This window comes from Sinorhizobium sp. BG8 (genome assembly GCF_016864555.1).
Classification (GTDB): domain Bacteria; phylum Pseudomonadota; class Alphaproteobacteria; order Rhizobiales; family Rhizobiaceae; genus BG8.
Window position 1 is genome coordinate 3,469,608 of the sequence record NZ_CP044011.1, and the last position, 14,888, is coordinate 3,484,495.

Annotated in this window: 9 protein-coding genes and 1 pseudogene; 7 read left to right on the forward strand and 3 right to left on the reverse strand. The window is 63.9% G+C overall.

Annotated features, from left to right (window positions below; all coding sequences use genetic code 11):
* Positions 1–122: 122 nt before the first annotated feature.
* The 4 genes and pseudogenes from F3Y30_RS16365 (at position 123) to F3Y30_RS16380 (ending at position 7,535) form a co-directional block, all read left to right on the forward strand.
* Positions 123–2,450 (forward strand): rhodanese-like domain-containing protein, encoded by a 2,328-nt coding sequence (locus F3Y30_RS16365; protein WP_203423772.1) that lies wholly within the window; start codon positions 123–125, stop codon positions 2,448–2,450.
* A 141-nt stretch (positions 2,451–2,591) separates the two neighbouring features.
* Positions 2,592–3,748: pseudogene (locus tag F3Y30_RS16370) on the forward strand (extracellular solute-binding protein).
* A gap of 250 nt (positions 3,749–3,998) precedes the next feature.
* Positions 3,999–6,515: an arylsulfatase gene (locus F3Y30_RS16375; protein WP_203423773.1), complete on the forward strand. Its 2,517-nt coding sequence runs from the start codon at positions 3,999–4,001 to the stop codon at positions 6,513–6,515.
* Positions 6,516–6,740: 225 nt separating this feature from the next.
* A complete protein-coding gene (locus tag F3Y30_RS16380; RefSeq protein WP_203423774.1) occupies positions 6,741–7,535 on the forward strand; it encodes a GNAT family N-acetyltransferase in 795 nt (264 codons plus the stop codon).
* 79 nt (positions 7,536–7,614) lie between these two features.
* On the opposite strand, the gene F3Y30_RS16385 is transcribed toward F3Y30_RS16380, so the two are convergent.
* Both F3Y30_RS16385 and F3Y30_RS16390 read right to left on the reverse strand, forming a co-directional pair.
* Positions 7,615–8,823, reverse strand: coding sequence for a DUF2778 domain-containing protein (locus F3Y30_RS16385; RefSeq protein ID WP_203423775.1), 1,209 nt, complete (start codon positions 8,821–8,823; stop codon positions 7,615–7,617).
* A gap of 381 nt (positions 8,824–9,204) precedes the next feature.
* Positions 9,205–10,545 carry an FAD-binding oxidoreductase gene (locus F3Y30_RS16390; protein WP_203423776.1) on the reverse strand — a complete coding sequence of 447 codons (1,341 nt, stop codon included), beginning with the start codon at positions 10,543–10,545 and terminating at the stop codon, positions 9,205–9,207.
* Positions 10,546–10,815: 270 nt separating this feature from the next.
* Between F3Y30_RS16390 and F3Y30_RS16395 the strand changes: the two genes are divergently transcribed.
* The 3 genes from F3Y30_RS16395 (at position 10,816) to F3Y30_RS16405 (ending at position 13,945) form a co-directional block, all read left to right on the forward strand.
* Positions 10,816–11,850 carry a GH25 family lysozyme gene (locus tag F3Y30_RS16395; protein ID WP_203423777.1) on the forward strand — a complete coding sequence of 345 codons (1,035 nt, stop codon included), beginning with the start codon at positions 10,816–10,818 and terminating at the stop codon, positions 11,848–11,850.
* 217 nt (positions 11,851–12,067) lie between these two features.
* On the forward strand, positions 12,068–12,892 hold the full coding sequence (locus F3Y30_RS16400; RefSeq protein ID WP_203423778.1) for a Hint domain-containing protein: 825 nt from the start codon (positions 12,068–12,070) through the stop codon (positions 12,890–12,892).
* Between the two features lie 183 nt (positions 12,893–13,075).
* Complete coding sequence (locus tag F3Y30_RS16405; protein ID WP_203423779.1) at positions 13,076–13,945, forward strand: PhzF family phenazine biosynthesis protein; 870 nt, start codon at positions 13,076–13,078, stop codon at positions 13,943–13,945.
* Positions 13,946–14,407: 462 nt separating this feature from the next.
* Here F3Y30_RS16405 and F3Y30_RS16410 read toward each other — a convergent pair whose 3' ends face one another.
* Positions 14,408–14,839 (reverse strand): hypothetical protein, encoded by a 432-nt coding sequence (locus tag F3Y30_RS16410; RefSeq protein WP_203423780.1) that lies wholly within the window; start codon positions 14,837–14,839, stop codon positions 14,408–14,410.
* Positions 14,840–14,888 lie beyond the last annotated feature (49 nt).

A 14,888-nucleotide genomic window follows, 5' to 3' on the forward strand; every position in this document is an offset into this window, starting at 1 on the left:
AGATTTTCTCTCGCTGCAACGGGCAAACGGGAGTAGGATAAGCGACAGCTAAAAGATAGAGGATTCCCGTCGACCAAAGGGCCCAGAAGCACGCGGTTACCGCGCTGCCCGGGAGGGGTACCATGGCGAACGATCATGCGGAACGGCGGCTCGTTGCCGTTCTCGCAGCCGATATCGTGGGCTATTCACGACTGATTGAAGCAGACGAGGCCGGGACGCTAGCCGCGATACGGGCGTTGCGTTGCGACGTCGTCGATCCGCTTCTCGACGAATATCACGGACGCATCGTCAAGCTGATGGGGGACGGCGCGATCGTCGAGTTCGGGTCGGTGGTCGATGCGGTCGCCTGCGCCGTTGCGGTCCAGAAGGAAGTCATTGCCCGCCAGGCCGATGTACCGCCCGACCGCCGCATCCACTTCCGCATGGGCATCAATCTCGGTGACGTCGTTGTCGATGGCGACGACCTCCTGGGCGACGGCATCAACATCGCCTCGCGTCTGGAGCAGCTGTGTGAGCCGGGCGGCCTCTACGTCTCCGGGACCGCCTATGATCAGTTGCAGGGCAAGCTCGGCCTGCCTCTGGAGTTCATCGGCGAGCAACATGTGAAAAACATCACACGGCCGGTACGCACCTATCGCGTCCAGTTCGAGGGCGGAGCCCGAAAATCGACCGCCCGCGCGCCGGCCCGACGCCGGTGGGGGCTCGCGGCCGCAGGCCTGGCGGTCCTCGTGGCTGGCACTGCCCTCTTCTACCGTCCGTGGGAAACGTTCGAGGATGGTGCGGCGGCAGGACAGCAGGTGCTGGCCCTGCCCGACAAGCCCTCGATCGCCGTGATGCCCTTCGACAACCTCAGCTCAGATCCCGAGCAGGCCTATTTCGCCGACGGCATGACCGAGGACCTGATCACGGATCTATCGAAGCTCTCGGGCATCTTCGTCACCTCGCGCAACTCCACCTTCGCCTACAAGGAAAAGCGCGCGAACGTTGCGCAAGTAGCGAAGCAACTGGGTGTGCAATATGTGCTGGAGGGCAGCGTCCGGCGCCAGGGCGATCAGGTCCGCATCAACGCCCAGCTCATCGACGCGCGCGGCGACCACCATCTCTGGGCCGATCGCTACGACGGCTCCATGGACAACATCTTCGCGCTTCAGGACAAGGTGATCGCCCAGATCGTCTCGGCCCTGACCGTCGAGCTTACCGCCGCGGAGAAGGCGCAGGCCGCCAAGATCGAGACCGACAACCCCGAGGCCTATGATCTCGTACTGAAGGGGTTGGAGCACCTGCATCGCGACAGCGAGAAGGAAACCTTGCTCGCAATCCCGCTTCTGGAAAAGGCGATCGCGATCGACCCCGACTATGGCCGGGCCTATGCGGCCCTTGCGGCAGCGAACTGGCGGATCGCCTCCTCCAACTGGGAATCCGCCAATCTCAGCTTTGAGAGAATGATGGAGCGGGCGAACCAGAACCTTGCCCTTGCGCTTCGTAATCCGACTCCCCTCGCCTATGCGGTTTCGGCGGAAATCCTTGCGAAACGGGGACACTACGACGAAGCCTTCGCCGATATCAGCAAGGCGATCGCCCTTGCGCCGAATGATCCGGACATTCATGTCAGCAAGGCACGCATCCTGAACGCAAAGGGCCGCGCCACGGAGGCCGAGCAGGAAGCGCACGTCGCGATGCGGCTCGATCCGCAGTTTCCGCCGAGCTATCTCAGGGTTCTCGCGCTATCCCTGTTCCACCAGGAAAAATACCAGGAGGCCCTGGAGGACCTCGAGGTTGTCGTGAGCAGGCAGTCGGATGTTCCGGAAGACTACGCCACCATCGTCTCCTGCCTCGGCCATCTCGACCGCACAGGGGAAGTCCAGGAGAACATCGGCAAGTTCGATGCCCTCAGCGTCCCCGCGGGATATGCCCCGCTGACGGTGCAGGAGATGGGCTGGTGGTGGTACGGCGACGTCTTCGACTATGACAGGGCCTACCGCGACCGGGTTCAGGAGGGCCTGCGCATGGCCGGGGTCCAGGAGGGAGCGGGGACCGATATCCCCTATGACTCCTACGCGCGGCTGATCAGCAAGACCAATGGCGAATACAACGTCAGGGGCACGACGAGGGTCGATGCCCCCATGGCCAAGCGGCTGCTCGACCAGGGCGCCACGATGATCGATGTCCGCAGCCCCCTGAGCTACGACCGGGCCCATGCCGCCGGCGCCATCAGCATTTCCGTCATAACGGAGCTGTCCAAGGAGGCTCTCGCGAAGGTCGCGCGCAAGGACGACCCGATCATCTTCTCCTGCCACGGCAAGTATTGCGGCGATTCCGCCTATTCGGCTGCCAAGGCCTTGGTCTGGGGCTACCGCAATGTCTATCACTTTGCCGGCGGCTTCCCGGCCTGGGAGGACGCTCATTACCCGATCGAAAGTACCCCGGCGGTGGCGGACAAGTCGGGATGAAACGGCCGCATGACCGGCGGCCGATCGCCCGGCCAGCCTTGCGGCAACCCCTTGGAAGAGTGCCCGCTCGGGCGCTCACGACTGTCCTTGAATGCGGAGGGAGTGACGATGAACCAGGGTCCGACGCCGAGAAGCCTTCCCATGCACGCGCTTGCGATGGCGATGCTGGCATTCGTGGGCACCGCCTCGGCTGACCCGATGGACGACCTCGTCGCTGCCGCCCGCAAGGAGGGACAGCTCACCGTGATCGCGCTCCCCGTGACTGGTGCGGCTACGGCCGCATCATCGACGGTTTCAAGGAAAAGTACGGCCTGACCGTCAACGAACTGCGCCCCGAGGCCCCGTCGGCCGACGAAATCGACGCGATCGTGGCCACCCGGCACGATCCCGGCACCTCGACGCCGGATGTGATCGACGTCGGACTGTCCTATGGCAAGTCGGCAATGGAAGCCGGGCTGCTGCAGCCCTACAAGGTCTCCACCTGGAACACGATCCCCGCCTCCGCCAAGGACCCCGATGGGTATTGGTACGGCGACTACTACGGCGTCCTCGCCTTCGAGATCAACGCGGACGTCGTCCGGAAGATCCCGAAGGACTGGGCAGACCTCGCCTCACCCGACTATCGCGGCTCCATCGGCCTTGCCGGTGATCTCGCATCGAACGGCGCGATCCAGGGCGTGTTCGCAGCCGGACTTTCGGTTTCGGGAGGACGCGTCGGCGATGCGGCGGCCCGCGGGCTGGAATTCTTTGCCGACCTCCACAGGAAGGGCAACATCGTTCCCTTTGTCGGAGACGACGCGTCGCTCGTCGACGGACGCACGCCGATGCTCATCCGCTGGGACTATCTCGCGTTGGCGGACCGCGACCGCTACCGCGGCAAGACGAGGATAGAGGTGGTCAGGCCGAAGACCGGCATTGTTGCGGGCGTCTATGTCCAGGCGATCAGCGCCTTTGCGCCGCACCCGAAGGCGGCCCGTCTCTGGATGGAGCATCTCTACTCGGATGAGATCCAGCTCGTCATGCTCGCCAACCGGTGCACTCCCATTCGCCTGGCGGATCTCGCGCGCAACGGCAAGATTCCGGTCAATCTGCGCCAGGAACTGCCCCAGTTCGACGACAACGCCTTTGCCGATCCGCTTTTCCCGACCATCGAGGAGCAGGAACGGGCACGCAAGATCATCATAGACGGCTGGGACGGCATCGTCGGCGTGAAGATACAGTGCTTCCCGCCGGAAAACCCTCCGAACGGCCCGACCTCCCTGAGGGTCAAGGCATCCCGCGTGGCCTCCATTCCCTGAGCGGCTTCACCGCGGCGCTGGCGACAGAGCGGCCGCGTAAGGCCGTTTTCAAGCTTGCCTGGAACAAGACAAAGACGGTGAGAAATATTTCATAATTCCCCGCAAACAAAAGACAATAACGGCCAATTGCAAAAGGACCGAACTCCGACATGCGACAGATAGTACTGTATTCTACACGCCGGCAGACGGAAAACTGCCGGGCGGATGATGTATAAGATGACGCCTGACCAGCTTGCGCGCCCAGGAGGGCATGACCATGGCTCGCATAGGACATCTCATCGCGACATTTACCTTCGCGCTCCTTGCCAATACCCATTCCGGGCTTGCACAAGACATCCAGCGAACTGGCGAGGCGGGATCGGCGAGCGCCACGACAACCATCGACGGCAGACAGATTCCGGCGCCGCCTTCGGAGTTCGGCGGCAAGATCGAACGCAGCGCCGAAGGCTCCATGCCCTATTGGCCGCCCCGCATCGTGCCGCGCAAGGGAGCACCGAACATACTGCTCATCATCACCGACGATTCCGGTTTCGGCGTGCCGAGCACGTTCGGGGGCGTGATCCCGACCCCGACCCTTGACCGAATTGCCGCCGATGGTCTGCGCTACACCAATTTCCACTCGACGGCGCTTTGCTCGCCCACGCGCGCCGCGCTGATCACCGGCCGGAACCACCACTCGGTCGGTTTCGGCGTGATCGCCGAGCAGGCGACCGGCTACCCCGGCTATGACAGCATCATCACCAGGGACAAGGCGACGATCGGAAAGATCCTGAAGGAAAACGGCTACCGCACGTCGTGGTTCGGCAAGAACCACAACACGCCCTCCTTCCAGGCGACAGAGATCGGCCCGTTCGACCAATGGCCGGTCGGACTGGGGTTCGAGTATTTCTACGGCTTCATGGGAGGGGACACGAACCAGTGGCAGCCCGCGAACCTCGCGCGCAACACCACCTACATCTACCCGTTCCTCGACAACCCAACATACAACCTCACCACAGCCATGGCCGACGAAGCCATCGAATACATGAACAAGGTCAACACGCTGACGCCGGACCAGCCCTTCTTCGTCTACTACGCTCCGGGCGGCACCCATGCGCCGCATCACCCGACTCCCGAATGGATCAAGAAGATCAGCGACATGCACCTTTTCGACGATGGGTGGAACAAGTTGCGTGACACGATCTTCGCCAATCAGAAGAAACTCGGCGTGATCCCCGAAGACGCCAGGCTGACTGCCTGGCCTACCGATCTCCTGAAGGAATGGGATCAGCTATCGGCGGACGAGAAGAAGATGTTCATCCGTCAGGCGGACGTGTTCGCCGCCTACGTCGCCTATACCGATCACGAGATCGGCAGGGTCGTCCAGGCCGTCGAAGACATGGGCAGGCTGGACAATACGCTGATCATCTACATCAACGGCGACAACGGCACGAGCTCCGAAGGCACGCTTGTCGGCACCCCGAACGAGGTGGCGATGTTCAACGGCGTGAACGTTCCCGTGGAGCTCCAGTTGAAGAACTTCTACGACGTCTGGGGTTCCGACAGGACCTACAACCACATGGCCGTCGGCTGGGCCTGGGCTTTCGACACGCCGTTCTCCTGGACCAAGCAGATCGTGTCCCACCTCGGCGGAGTGCGTCAGGGCATGGCGATATCCTGGCCGGGCCGGATCAAGGACAAGGGCGGCATTCGCAAGCAGTTCCACCACGTCATAGACATCGTCCCGACGCTCATCGAGGCGACGGGGGTCCAGGCCCCCGAGACTGTTGACGGCATCAAGCAGAGCCCCATCGAAGGCGTGAGCATGGCCTACACTTTCGACGCCGCCAACGCCGAGGCCCCGTCGACGCATACCACCCAGTATTTCGAGATGTTCGGGGATAGGGCTCTCTACCACGACGGATGGCTCGCAAGCACCAAGGTCATGCGCCCGCCATGGGTTCAGAGCCCGCCTGCGGTTGGCGTCCTCGACTATCCCTGGGAACTCTACGACCTGACGAAGGACTGGACCCAGTCGGAAGACATCGCGGCACAGAACCCTGAGAAGCTCGAGGAACTCAAGAAGCTCTTCTGGGTCGAGGCCGAGAAGTACCAGGTCGAGCCGCTCGATGCCACGCTGATCACCCGCCTGATCACCCCGCGCCCGAGCACGACGGCCGGTCGGGACGAGTTCGTCTGGACAAGGCCAATGATCGGTACGCCGAACGGCGACGCCCCGAGCGTGCTCAACACCTCCTATACCTTCACGGCCGAAATCGACGTGCCGGAAGGCGGCGGCGATGGCGTTCTCATCACGCAGGGCGGCCGCTTTGCCGGCTATGGCTTCTACATCCTCAAGGGAAAGCCGGTTTTCACCTGGAACCTGGTCGACCTGAAGCGTGTGCGCTGGGAAGGAAACGAGGCCCTCACGCCCGGAAAACACACCCTGGAGTTCGATTTCCGATATGACGGGCTCGGCATGGGCACCCTCGCCTTCGGCGATACGAGCGGCATCGGGCGCGGCGGAACAGGAACCCTGAAGGTCGACGGAACGGTCGTTGCCGAACAGAAAATGGAGCACTCTCTGCCGTTCATCATGCAGTGGGACGAGAATCTCGACATCGGTTCAGACACGGGCACGCCCGTCGACGACGCCGACTACCAGGTCCCCTTCGCCTTCAACGGTACGTTCGACCGGATAACCCTGACCATCGACCGGCCGCAGCTTTCCGAGGCAGACAAGGCGAAGCTGCTTCAGGCCCAGAAGTCGAAGCAAACGGCGGAATAAATCGGGTATATCGCCCCCTCGATATCCGTTTGTTGCCGCACCTCTCCCGGAAGCGGCCCGCCGCTTTCGGGATGAGAATATGCATGAAGGAACAGCTCTAAGCGCCGCAAGTGAATCCCTTTTACGCCCACCCTTTGGCGGCACGGTCCGTGTGTGGATGCGTGTTGGGCGATCGCCGCCTGCTTGCTACAATCTGGGCTGCTCCTTTTCGCGGAAAGGTTTTCGATGTCAGGCTACTTCGGCACGGACATGCAGCAGCGCCTGCAAGCGCAGGCGGAAGCTAGCGTCGAATTCGTCTGGACGACACCTGGCGCCTGCCAGACCGGACGGACGATGGGTTGCGACGATCCCGACAGGCTCGGATGGCCAGTCATCGATCGCTTTCTCGACCGGGACGGGATCTTCGGATTCCGCATGCTGCCAAACGACAAGGTGGCGGACCTGAAGGCGCGCCTCGCAGAGAGGCATTTCCGCTTCGACAGCTGGAACGTATTCGTCGCAGACCGGGCAAGCGCAATCGTGGCGTCGAAGGAGATTGTCGACCGCGGTTTGCCGGCCGGGCTTGTCGACCTCGCGAGCCCCACGGCGCCGGACGACGAATACACGGTACGCATCCAGACGCTCATGGCGGCGTCCGGCGTCGTGCCGTTTTCCGGATCGATGCTCGTGGGAGCCCTGGGACCGGCCACGACAGGGGTAGTGGGCACGCCTGCGGGCGATCCCGTCGCCACCGCACATGGCTATCTGGCCCACAACAGTTTCAGCCCCTACCATGGGCATGCATGGGGTGGAATGGTCGCGGTCGCCGAACCCTTGAGAGGCCAGGGCCTCGGCAACTACATCAATGCCCGCATGATCCTCAGCGTCTTCCACGATCTGGACGCGACGCACGTCTATGAGCTCGTCTCGGACACGAACATTCCATCGCGGCGGATGGTGGAGGCCTGCGGACTGACGCTGGACCCGGCCTTGGTGTGCGGCATAGCAATGCCCGACGAAAGCGCCCGCTACACGAGATAATGTGCCGAGGACTGGGCAACTGGCTGTGTGGAGTGGGGCCGCGGCGTCTGCGAACAGGCCGGAGTCCCTGCCCCTCGAACTATCCCTTCGATCCGAAGAGCGAAGCAAACGTCGCCTTGCCGGCCGACATGCGCGGCACGACCACCAGCGTGTCGATCTCGCCGCGCTTGTAGGCTGCCAGGAAGCGCGGATAGTTCTTGAAGGCGACACATCCGTGGGAGTTGCCGTCCCGTCCGAGCAGGTACGAGTGGGTCAAAAGACCCGTCCGCCCATGCGGGTGCACGCCGTCGACGGGCGTCATGCGCAAGGCCTGCACTCCGTGGAAGAGCGATTCACGCATCGAAAGGCGGAACGTTCCCGGCGGCGTGGAACCCTTCATCTTCATGTGAACGTATTTCGGATTGTCGCGCATCGGACCGATGCCGGAATGGGCTTCGAGCCGTTCTCCGCTCGGAAGATGCACGACGCCTGCCGAGATGTCGTAATAGGCGGTGCGGCCGCCGCGACGTTTGCCCAACAGGCTCGGCTTGCTCTCGCGCACCTCGTCGTCGGTATCCGCCTGTTCGGGGCTTGCATAGGCGAGCTCGCGCGCCTTGGGCTTGGTCTCGCGGTCGTCCTCTTTCTCGACCACGGCCTTTACCGCGAGGCGCGGACGCGCCTCCGGCAGCGGGATCGTATCGGGAAGATCGTCGAGAACAGGGTGAGCGGGATCCGCCATCACGAGGCTGAAGGGCTTTGGCAGGATATCGTCGCGCGCGGCGTCGGTCTCGACGAGCGCGGTCACGAGAACCGGCTTGACCTCGGTGCGCGCCGTGGCTGCAAGGCCGGTGCCCGCCTCGTAGGTCACATCGGCGAGTGCAAATGCCCTCGTCTTGCGCGCCTTTTCCTCGAGCGCCTTTGCCGAAGCGAGCAACGTCATCTTCTGGTGCGAGGCGCGTATCGCCTCGGACGTCAGTCCGGCCGGCCAAAGCTGGTCAGGCGGCGTCTTCGAGAGCCGCGAGAACTTCTTGACCCGGATGTTGCGTTCCTGCGGAACCGAACGGAAGATCGGCTTGAGGCCGAGTGAGGCCTCCAGCCGGGGCGAGGCCTCCAGTCGGGGGCCCTTCTGGCTCGCGGAGGAAGACGCCATGGTCTCCACGGTCGCGACCGCCGCGGTCATCCACGACGCCGCAGCGAGCCCGATACAGGCGATGATCGCGCCGCAGAGAAGCCTGCGCGGCTTTGCGATTTTGACGAAGGATTTCGGTTGCAGGTTGAATTCACTGCACGTTTCGACGGCAAGCGCCATGATACTCGTTACCCAGAAACTCGTTACGCAGACACATTGCCATGGCGCGGTTCGATGGCGCACGAGCGCCGGTGGATGCGCTCCGTTGCCATGCGGACTGGTCAAAACAATGACCGAAATGGTGACAAAGTATGGTAAGCAAATCCTTTACGCGGCCACGCGTCTTTGCGTATTTCGATCGGAATCGGGAAATCGGCCCGCGTCTCCAGCCTTCGCTCGCTGGCAAAGCCGCGCGCTTGTTGCGGGGAATTCGCGTGCCGGGCGCGTCTCCCGCGCGGCGGTCAGCTAGGGCATCTATCCGGCCAGCGCAGGGGCAAAGGCATGCGCGAAAACAACGCGCTAGGGCGTCGATGGGCCTATCGCTTGGTGTCGCAACACGTTCTAGACCGCAGGCTCGATGTTCTGGTTCAGGCGAAACAGATTGGAGGGGTCGAGCCGCGCCTTGAGGCGTGCGAGACGCTGGTACTTTGCCACGCCGTAGGCCCCGAGCGCCACGCCCGATCCCGCATCGCCCTGTTCGTTGACATAATTTGCCTTGATTGAACGGTCGGCGAGATCGTCGGCAACGCTCCGCCCCCAGCCGATGCACCGTTCGTCATCGGCGGCCTCGTCCCACACAGGCTCCGCCAGCCAGTAGTAGCCGGCGCTCCGCCCCGAATAGGCTGTTGCCGCCTCATCCACGTCGCTGACCGCTCCCCCGAGTTGCAGCGCATAGACCTCGCAGTCCGGGGTCGGTGCGCTGGCGACCGCCTCTATCAATCGATCGACCGCCTCGTCGCCGATATCGGACCAGAAGCCTCCCTTTGCATAGTACCGCCGCGACCAGCGATAGTGGGCGTCATTGCGGCTCTGCAGCCGAAGATAGGACATGCTCTGGACGCCGCCCACGCCGGTCGTCGCAAGCCCGCCGAAGGGCGAGAGCCACGTCTCGGCCTCGCCTTCCCCGCCGAACCACACCGCGGCGACGTCGACGCCCGCCCCCGAAAGGGTGAAGGTTGTCGTCAGGTCGCGCGGCTGGCCGCGATTACGCTCCCTGAGCGCCAGAAGCACCTGCCTGGCATCGGCAAGAGGATAGCGCCACTGGCCGACGAACACGGGACCGAGCGGATGCAGCCTGAAGGTGAACCGGGTAACGACCCCGAAATTTCCACCTCCGCCGCGAAGGCCCCAGAAGAGTTCCTGGTCGGAGACGGCGTCCACCCGGACCACCTCGCCTCCCGCTGTGACGATCTCGGCACCGGTCAGGCTGTCGATGGTCAGCCCGTATTTCCGGCTCGCCCAGCCCATGCCCCCGCCAAGCGTCAGGCCCGCGACCCCCGTGTGCGAAATGACCCCCGCCGGCGTCACGAAGCCCTTCGGAACCGTCGCAATGTCGAGGTCGCCGAGCAGCGCTCCGCCGCCGACCTCCGCCGACCGCGCGTCCAGATCCAAGCGGATGGCGTTGAGCTGCGAGAGGTCGAGGACGAGCCCGTCGTCGCAGGTCGATAGCCCCGGGAGACTGTGGCCGCCCCCGCGAACCGCGAGCAGGGCGTTGGAAGCAGCGGCCGCGGACACGGCCCTCAGCACATCGTCGACGTTGTCCGGCCGGACGATCGCCGCCGGCCGCCGATCGGCGATCCCGTTCCACACCTTCCGATAACGGTCGTAGTCCGGATGACCGGGTGTCATGACGGGACACCGGCATCCGGCGGCGGAAAGTTCCCTCAGCAATAGACCGGACATGATGCCCCTCCGAAGGTCACTGCCTTTCTAGCACATCTTCTCCGTGTCGCGCAGTGTGCCCGGCAATCGCCTTGCGCGAGACGGCAGCCCGATGGTGCAAACGATGCCCCGTCCGCCGCCCCGCCGGAAATCCGCTTCACCTGCAACGAGGGTGGCGGTTGTAAACATTGCATTCAACCTTTCTTGGTAATTTCCCGTTAGCAATCCGTGCGTGGGGTCTGAAGCGTGCGGTTCCGCGCCCCCCGAAAGTTGTTTTGCGTCAGGGTTCTCATGCGTTTATCGGCTCTCCCAGCAATTCTTCTCGCCTGCCTTGCGGTCTCGGGCTGCGCGTCCAGTTCCGGTCCGGAAAGCCTCGTAGCAGGGCTGCCGTCGCGGGAGACGACCAATTCCGTTGCGGGCATGGCCGCTCCGGTGCCTGCCGAGACGGTCGGAGAGGCTCCCCTGCAGACCACAGGGGAAGAAGAGGTGCTGGCCTGGGCAGGCGCCGTGCCACAGCCGCAGGCCTTCGAGGCCGGAGCAGGCGGAATGGCGGTGCCGGCCGAGAGACCGGTCGTCATGGCGACGCCCGACGAGCCCGCAGCGAAGCCGCGGACACGGGCAGTCGGACGGGGCCAGATTTACGGCCATCGCTTCCGTGACGCCCACCCGATCAATTTCGGCTCCCGTTCGCCGCGCAAGCTTGCGGTCCACGGCGTCGACGTCTCGCGCTGGCAGGCCGAGATCGACTGGGCGAAGCTCAGGACGCAGGGCGCGAACTTCGCCTATATCAAGGCGACGGACGGCGGCGATCATCTCGATCCGATGTTCAGGACCAACTGGCGCCGGGCCAACGAGGCCGGACTGAAGCGCGGTGCCTATCACTTCTTCTACTGGTGCCGCACCGCGGGCGAGCAGGCCGACTGGTTCATCCGCAACGTGCCGAAGGACCCGAACGCCCTGCCCCCCGTCATCGACGTGGAGTACAACGCTGAATCGAGCTGCAAGCGTCGCCTCTCGCGCGCCAAGGTGCTGGAAAAGATGCAGGTCTTCATGGACAAGCTGGAGCGCCACTACGGCCAGCGTCCGGTCATCTACACCGCCCCCGATTTCTACCGTGACAACCTGAGCGGCGAGTTCCTCGACTACCCGTTCTGGCTGCGCTCCGTCGCCGCCCACCCGTCCAAGGTCTACCCCGGACGCAAATGGATCTTCTGGCAGTATTCCGGCTCCGGCCTCTCACACGGTGTCGACGGCAAGATCGACCTCAACGTGTTCCACGGAACCGAACAGCAATGGCACGACTGGGCCGATCCGCGGTCCAGCTGATCGGCTGGCCTGTAGATGCGGGCTGCCCCACTTGGGGGTAGGCTAAGCCCGCAATAAGCACAGGCCTCCCCCACCCCTTATGCGGTGGCTACGTCCATTTCAGCACTCGAAATGCACCGTCTCGAAGCGCATGCTGCAGTGCGAAAGCGTGTAGATTGTTCCCACGCGGAGATATGCCGCAAGGGGCCTGAAGACGCAGGGGCAAGGGAGACCAGGAATGACGCCGTCGCCGGATCCGCACTCGCCGCGCAATCGCGCACGACGTCACTTTCTCGGCCTGGCCGCCGCCGCCGGCGCCAGGGCGGCCGCAATCACCGCCGCCGCCATGGCCATGCTTCCGTCCCGGGCATCCCGGGCGGCGCCGAAGGTAACTCTTCCCGTCCCGCCGAACCGTCCCGTCAAGTGCTTCCTGCGCGGCACCCGCATCATGACGCCCGCGGGTGAGGTTGCGATCGAGGATCTCCGCGTCGGCGATCTCGTCGAAACCATCCGTGGCACCGCCGCCTCGGTCCGATGGATCGCCCGTGAAACCTACAGGAAGAGCGGCCCGTCCTTCCCGCCGGACGTGGTGCCGGTCCGCATTTCCCGGGGCGCCCTCGGGAATGGCACGCCGCACGCCGACCTCTATCTCTCTCCCGGGCACGCCCTCTTCCTTGACGGGGCCCTCGTCCGGGTGAAGGACCTCGTCAACGGGACGTCGATCGTGCACTGTCTTCCCTCCGGTCGCGAGACCATCGAGTACCTCCATATCGTGCTCCACGCCCACGAGGTGGTCCTCGCCGAGGGTGCGCCGGCCGAGACCTTTCTTGTCTGGGACAGGAACTACGAGAGCTTCCCCAACTTCCCCGAATATGAGCGCCTCTATCCGCGGGAACCGCACAGGAACATGGCGCCCTTCGCCCCGACCCTTCACTGCGACGGCGGCCGCGCCCACCTGAAGGCTCTCCTGCGCCTCGGCGCCTCGCTCTTCGTGGACGCCCCCGATCCCCTCCATGCGGCTTACGCGAAAATAGCCGACCGCGCGGCACGATTGCCGCTCTGACGGTTCGCCTTCGGCCGATTGCCGGCGCAAATGTCACCTGTCCACGGCGCCGGCCGCTCTCTCCCGAGACCGGTCATCGGTTGCGCGAGAGGCAAGTGATGGGATCGATCAGCAAAATGAATTTGCAAGGCGGAAACCTCTGATGTACCGCCGATCCAGTTCCACCTCGTCCCGGGCACGATCATGCGAACCTATAAAGTCGTCGACGCCTTTTCCAACAGGCCGTTCTTGGGCAATCCTGTCGCCGTCGTGCTCGATGCCGAAGGATTGTCCGATGCCGAGATGCAGGCGATTGCCCGCTGGACCAACCTGTCCGAGACGACGTTTCTCCTCCCGGCGACGGCACCCGGGGCCGACTACAGGCTACGCATCTTTACGCCCCGGTCCGAGCTTCCGTTTGCAGGACATCCCACCCTTGGCAGTGCCCATGCGATCATCGAGGCCGGACGCTTCACGCCGCGCGACGGCCTCCTCGTGCAGGAATGCGGCGCCGGACTTGTGAAGATCGCCGTCGAAGGCCAGGGCGCCGACCGGACGCTGACCTTGTCCCTGCCGCCGGCAAGAAGCAGAACGCTGTCTGGCGACGAGGTCGCAGAACTCGAGGCGATCCTCGGTCAACCCGTGCTGAAGGACGATGCCCCTGCCCTCATCAATGTCGGGCCTGCATGGGTCGTTGCCGAGCTTGAGAACGCCGAAACGGTTCTTGGGCTGAAGCCCGACTTCGCCCGATCGGCCGTCTTCGAGAAGAAGCTGGGGGCGACGGGCCTGACGGTGTTCGGCAAGCACCGGGGTGGAGAGGCCGAGATCGAGGTCCGCTCGTTCGCGCCGTCCTGTGGCGTCGAGGAGGACCCTGTGTGCGGCAGCGGCAACGGGAGCGTCGCGGTCTTCCGGTCAAGTCACCGGATGCCGTCGGCCGAAGGTTTCAGCTATGTCGCATCGCAAGGCCAGCAAGTGGGCCGTGACGGTCGCATCTTCATCGCTGTCGACGATCGCGGCGGCGTCACCGTCGGCGGCAAGTGCGTGACCTGTGTGGAAGGGCAGTTGGTCTACTAGAGGTCCCTCCCATAAAGGGCCGATGTCGCAAGTTCCGTGATCCCCGGTCTCCAGGGCAGATCGCAGCTCTATTGGAAGTGGTTCAGCCTCGCTGAGAAACAGTTTTTGCGACTGCGGGTGCTGCTGCATCCGACACGCGCGGCAAGCCAAGGCCCGATGACCGCCGGGCGGAGAGCGGCATCGTCCATACCAGAAATACGGCGCCGCCCTCACGTCCAAGAGCCAAGAACGACGCTCTTCGATCCGCTGGTCCGCGTCACGCCCTCCCTCGACCGCGATAGCAACGCCGTCGAGGGCATATTCGGACAGCGCGAGGACCTCCGCCCATAGCCACCCGGTGCGATCGATCAGCGACAGACGTCCTTGCAAACGTCTTCCCCGCCGCCACCGTCACCGACCGGCTATGAGTCAGGGCACGAATTCACGTCAGGCAGCCAGACGAGAGCACACTCTCTCTTGCTCTCACTTGGCGGAGCCAAGCAAATAGCCGCCGTCCCAGTGCCAGATCTGCTTGTCGTCGACCGTGACCTTGACGATCGCCTGGAACCCGGCAAGCTTCCCGCTGCCGGCATGGAACGCACAGGTTCCGAACGGCGGGCTGGCCGTGTCGTAGGTGACGCAGTACCCGACCGCCGAGTCGCCGTTTCCAACGGCAATGATCGCCGAGCTGCTGCCGAAATAGGGACTGCCGGTCACCGGCCCGTAGTAGAGGATCTTGGTGCCCGCCGGGATTGCCGCGAGGCTCGATTCCGTAATCGTGCAGAAGCTCGGCGTTTCGCCGGTGTACTGGCTGCATTCCTTGGAGATCTTGAGTGGTTGCATTTCCGGCGCAGCGAACGTCACGGACGTTAGTGCCAGGATGGCGCCCGCTGACATGATCAACAGTCTGCTCATTGCCTACTCCCTCCGGTCGAATTGAAGCGCGGGATTCTACTCGCTTCCC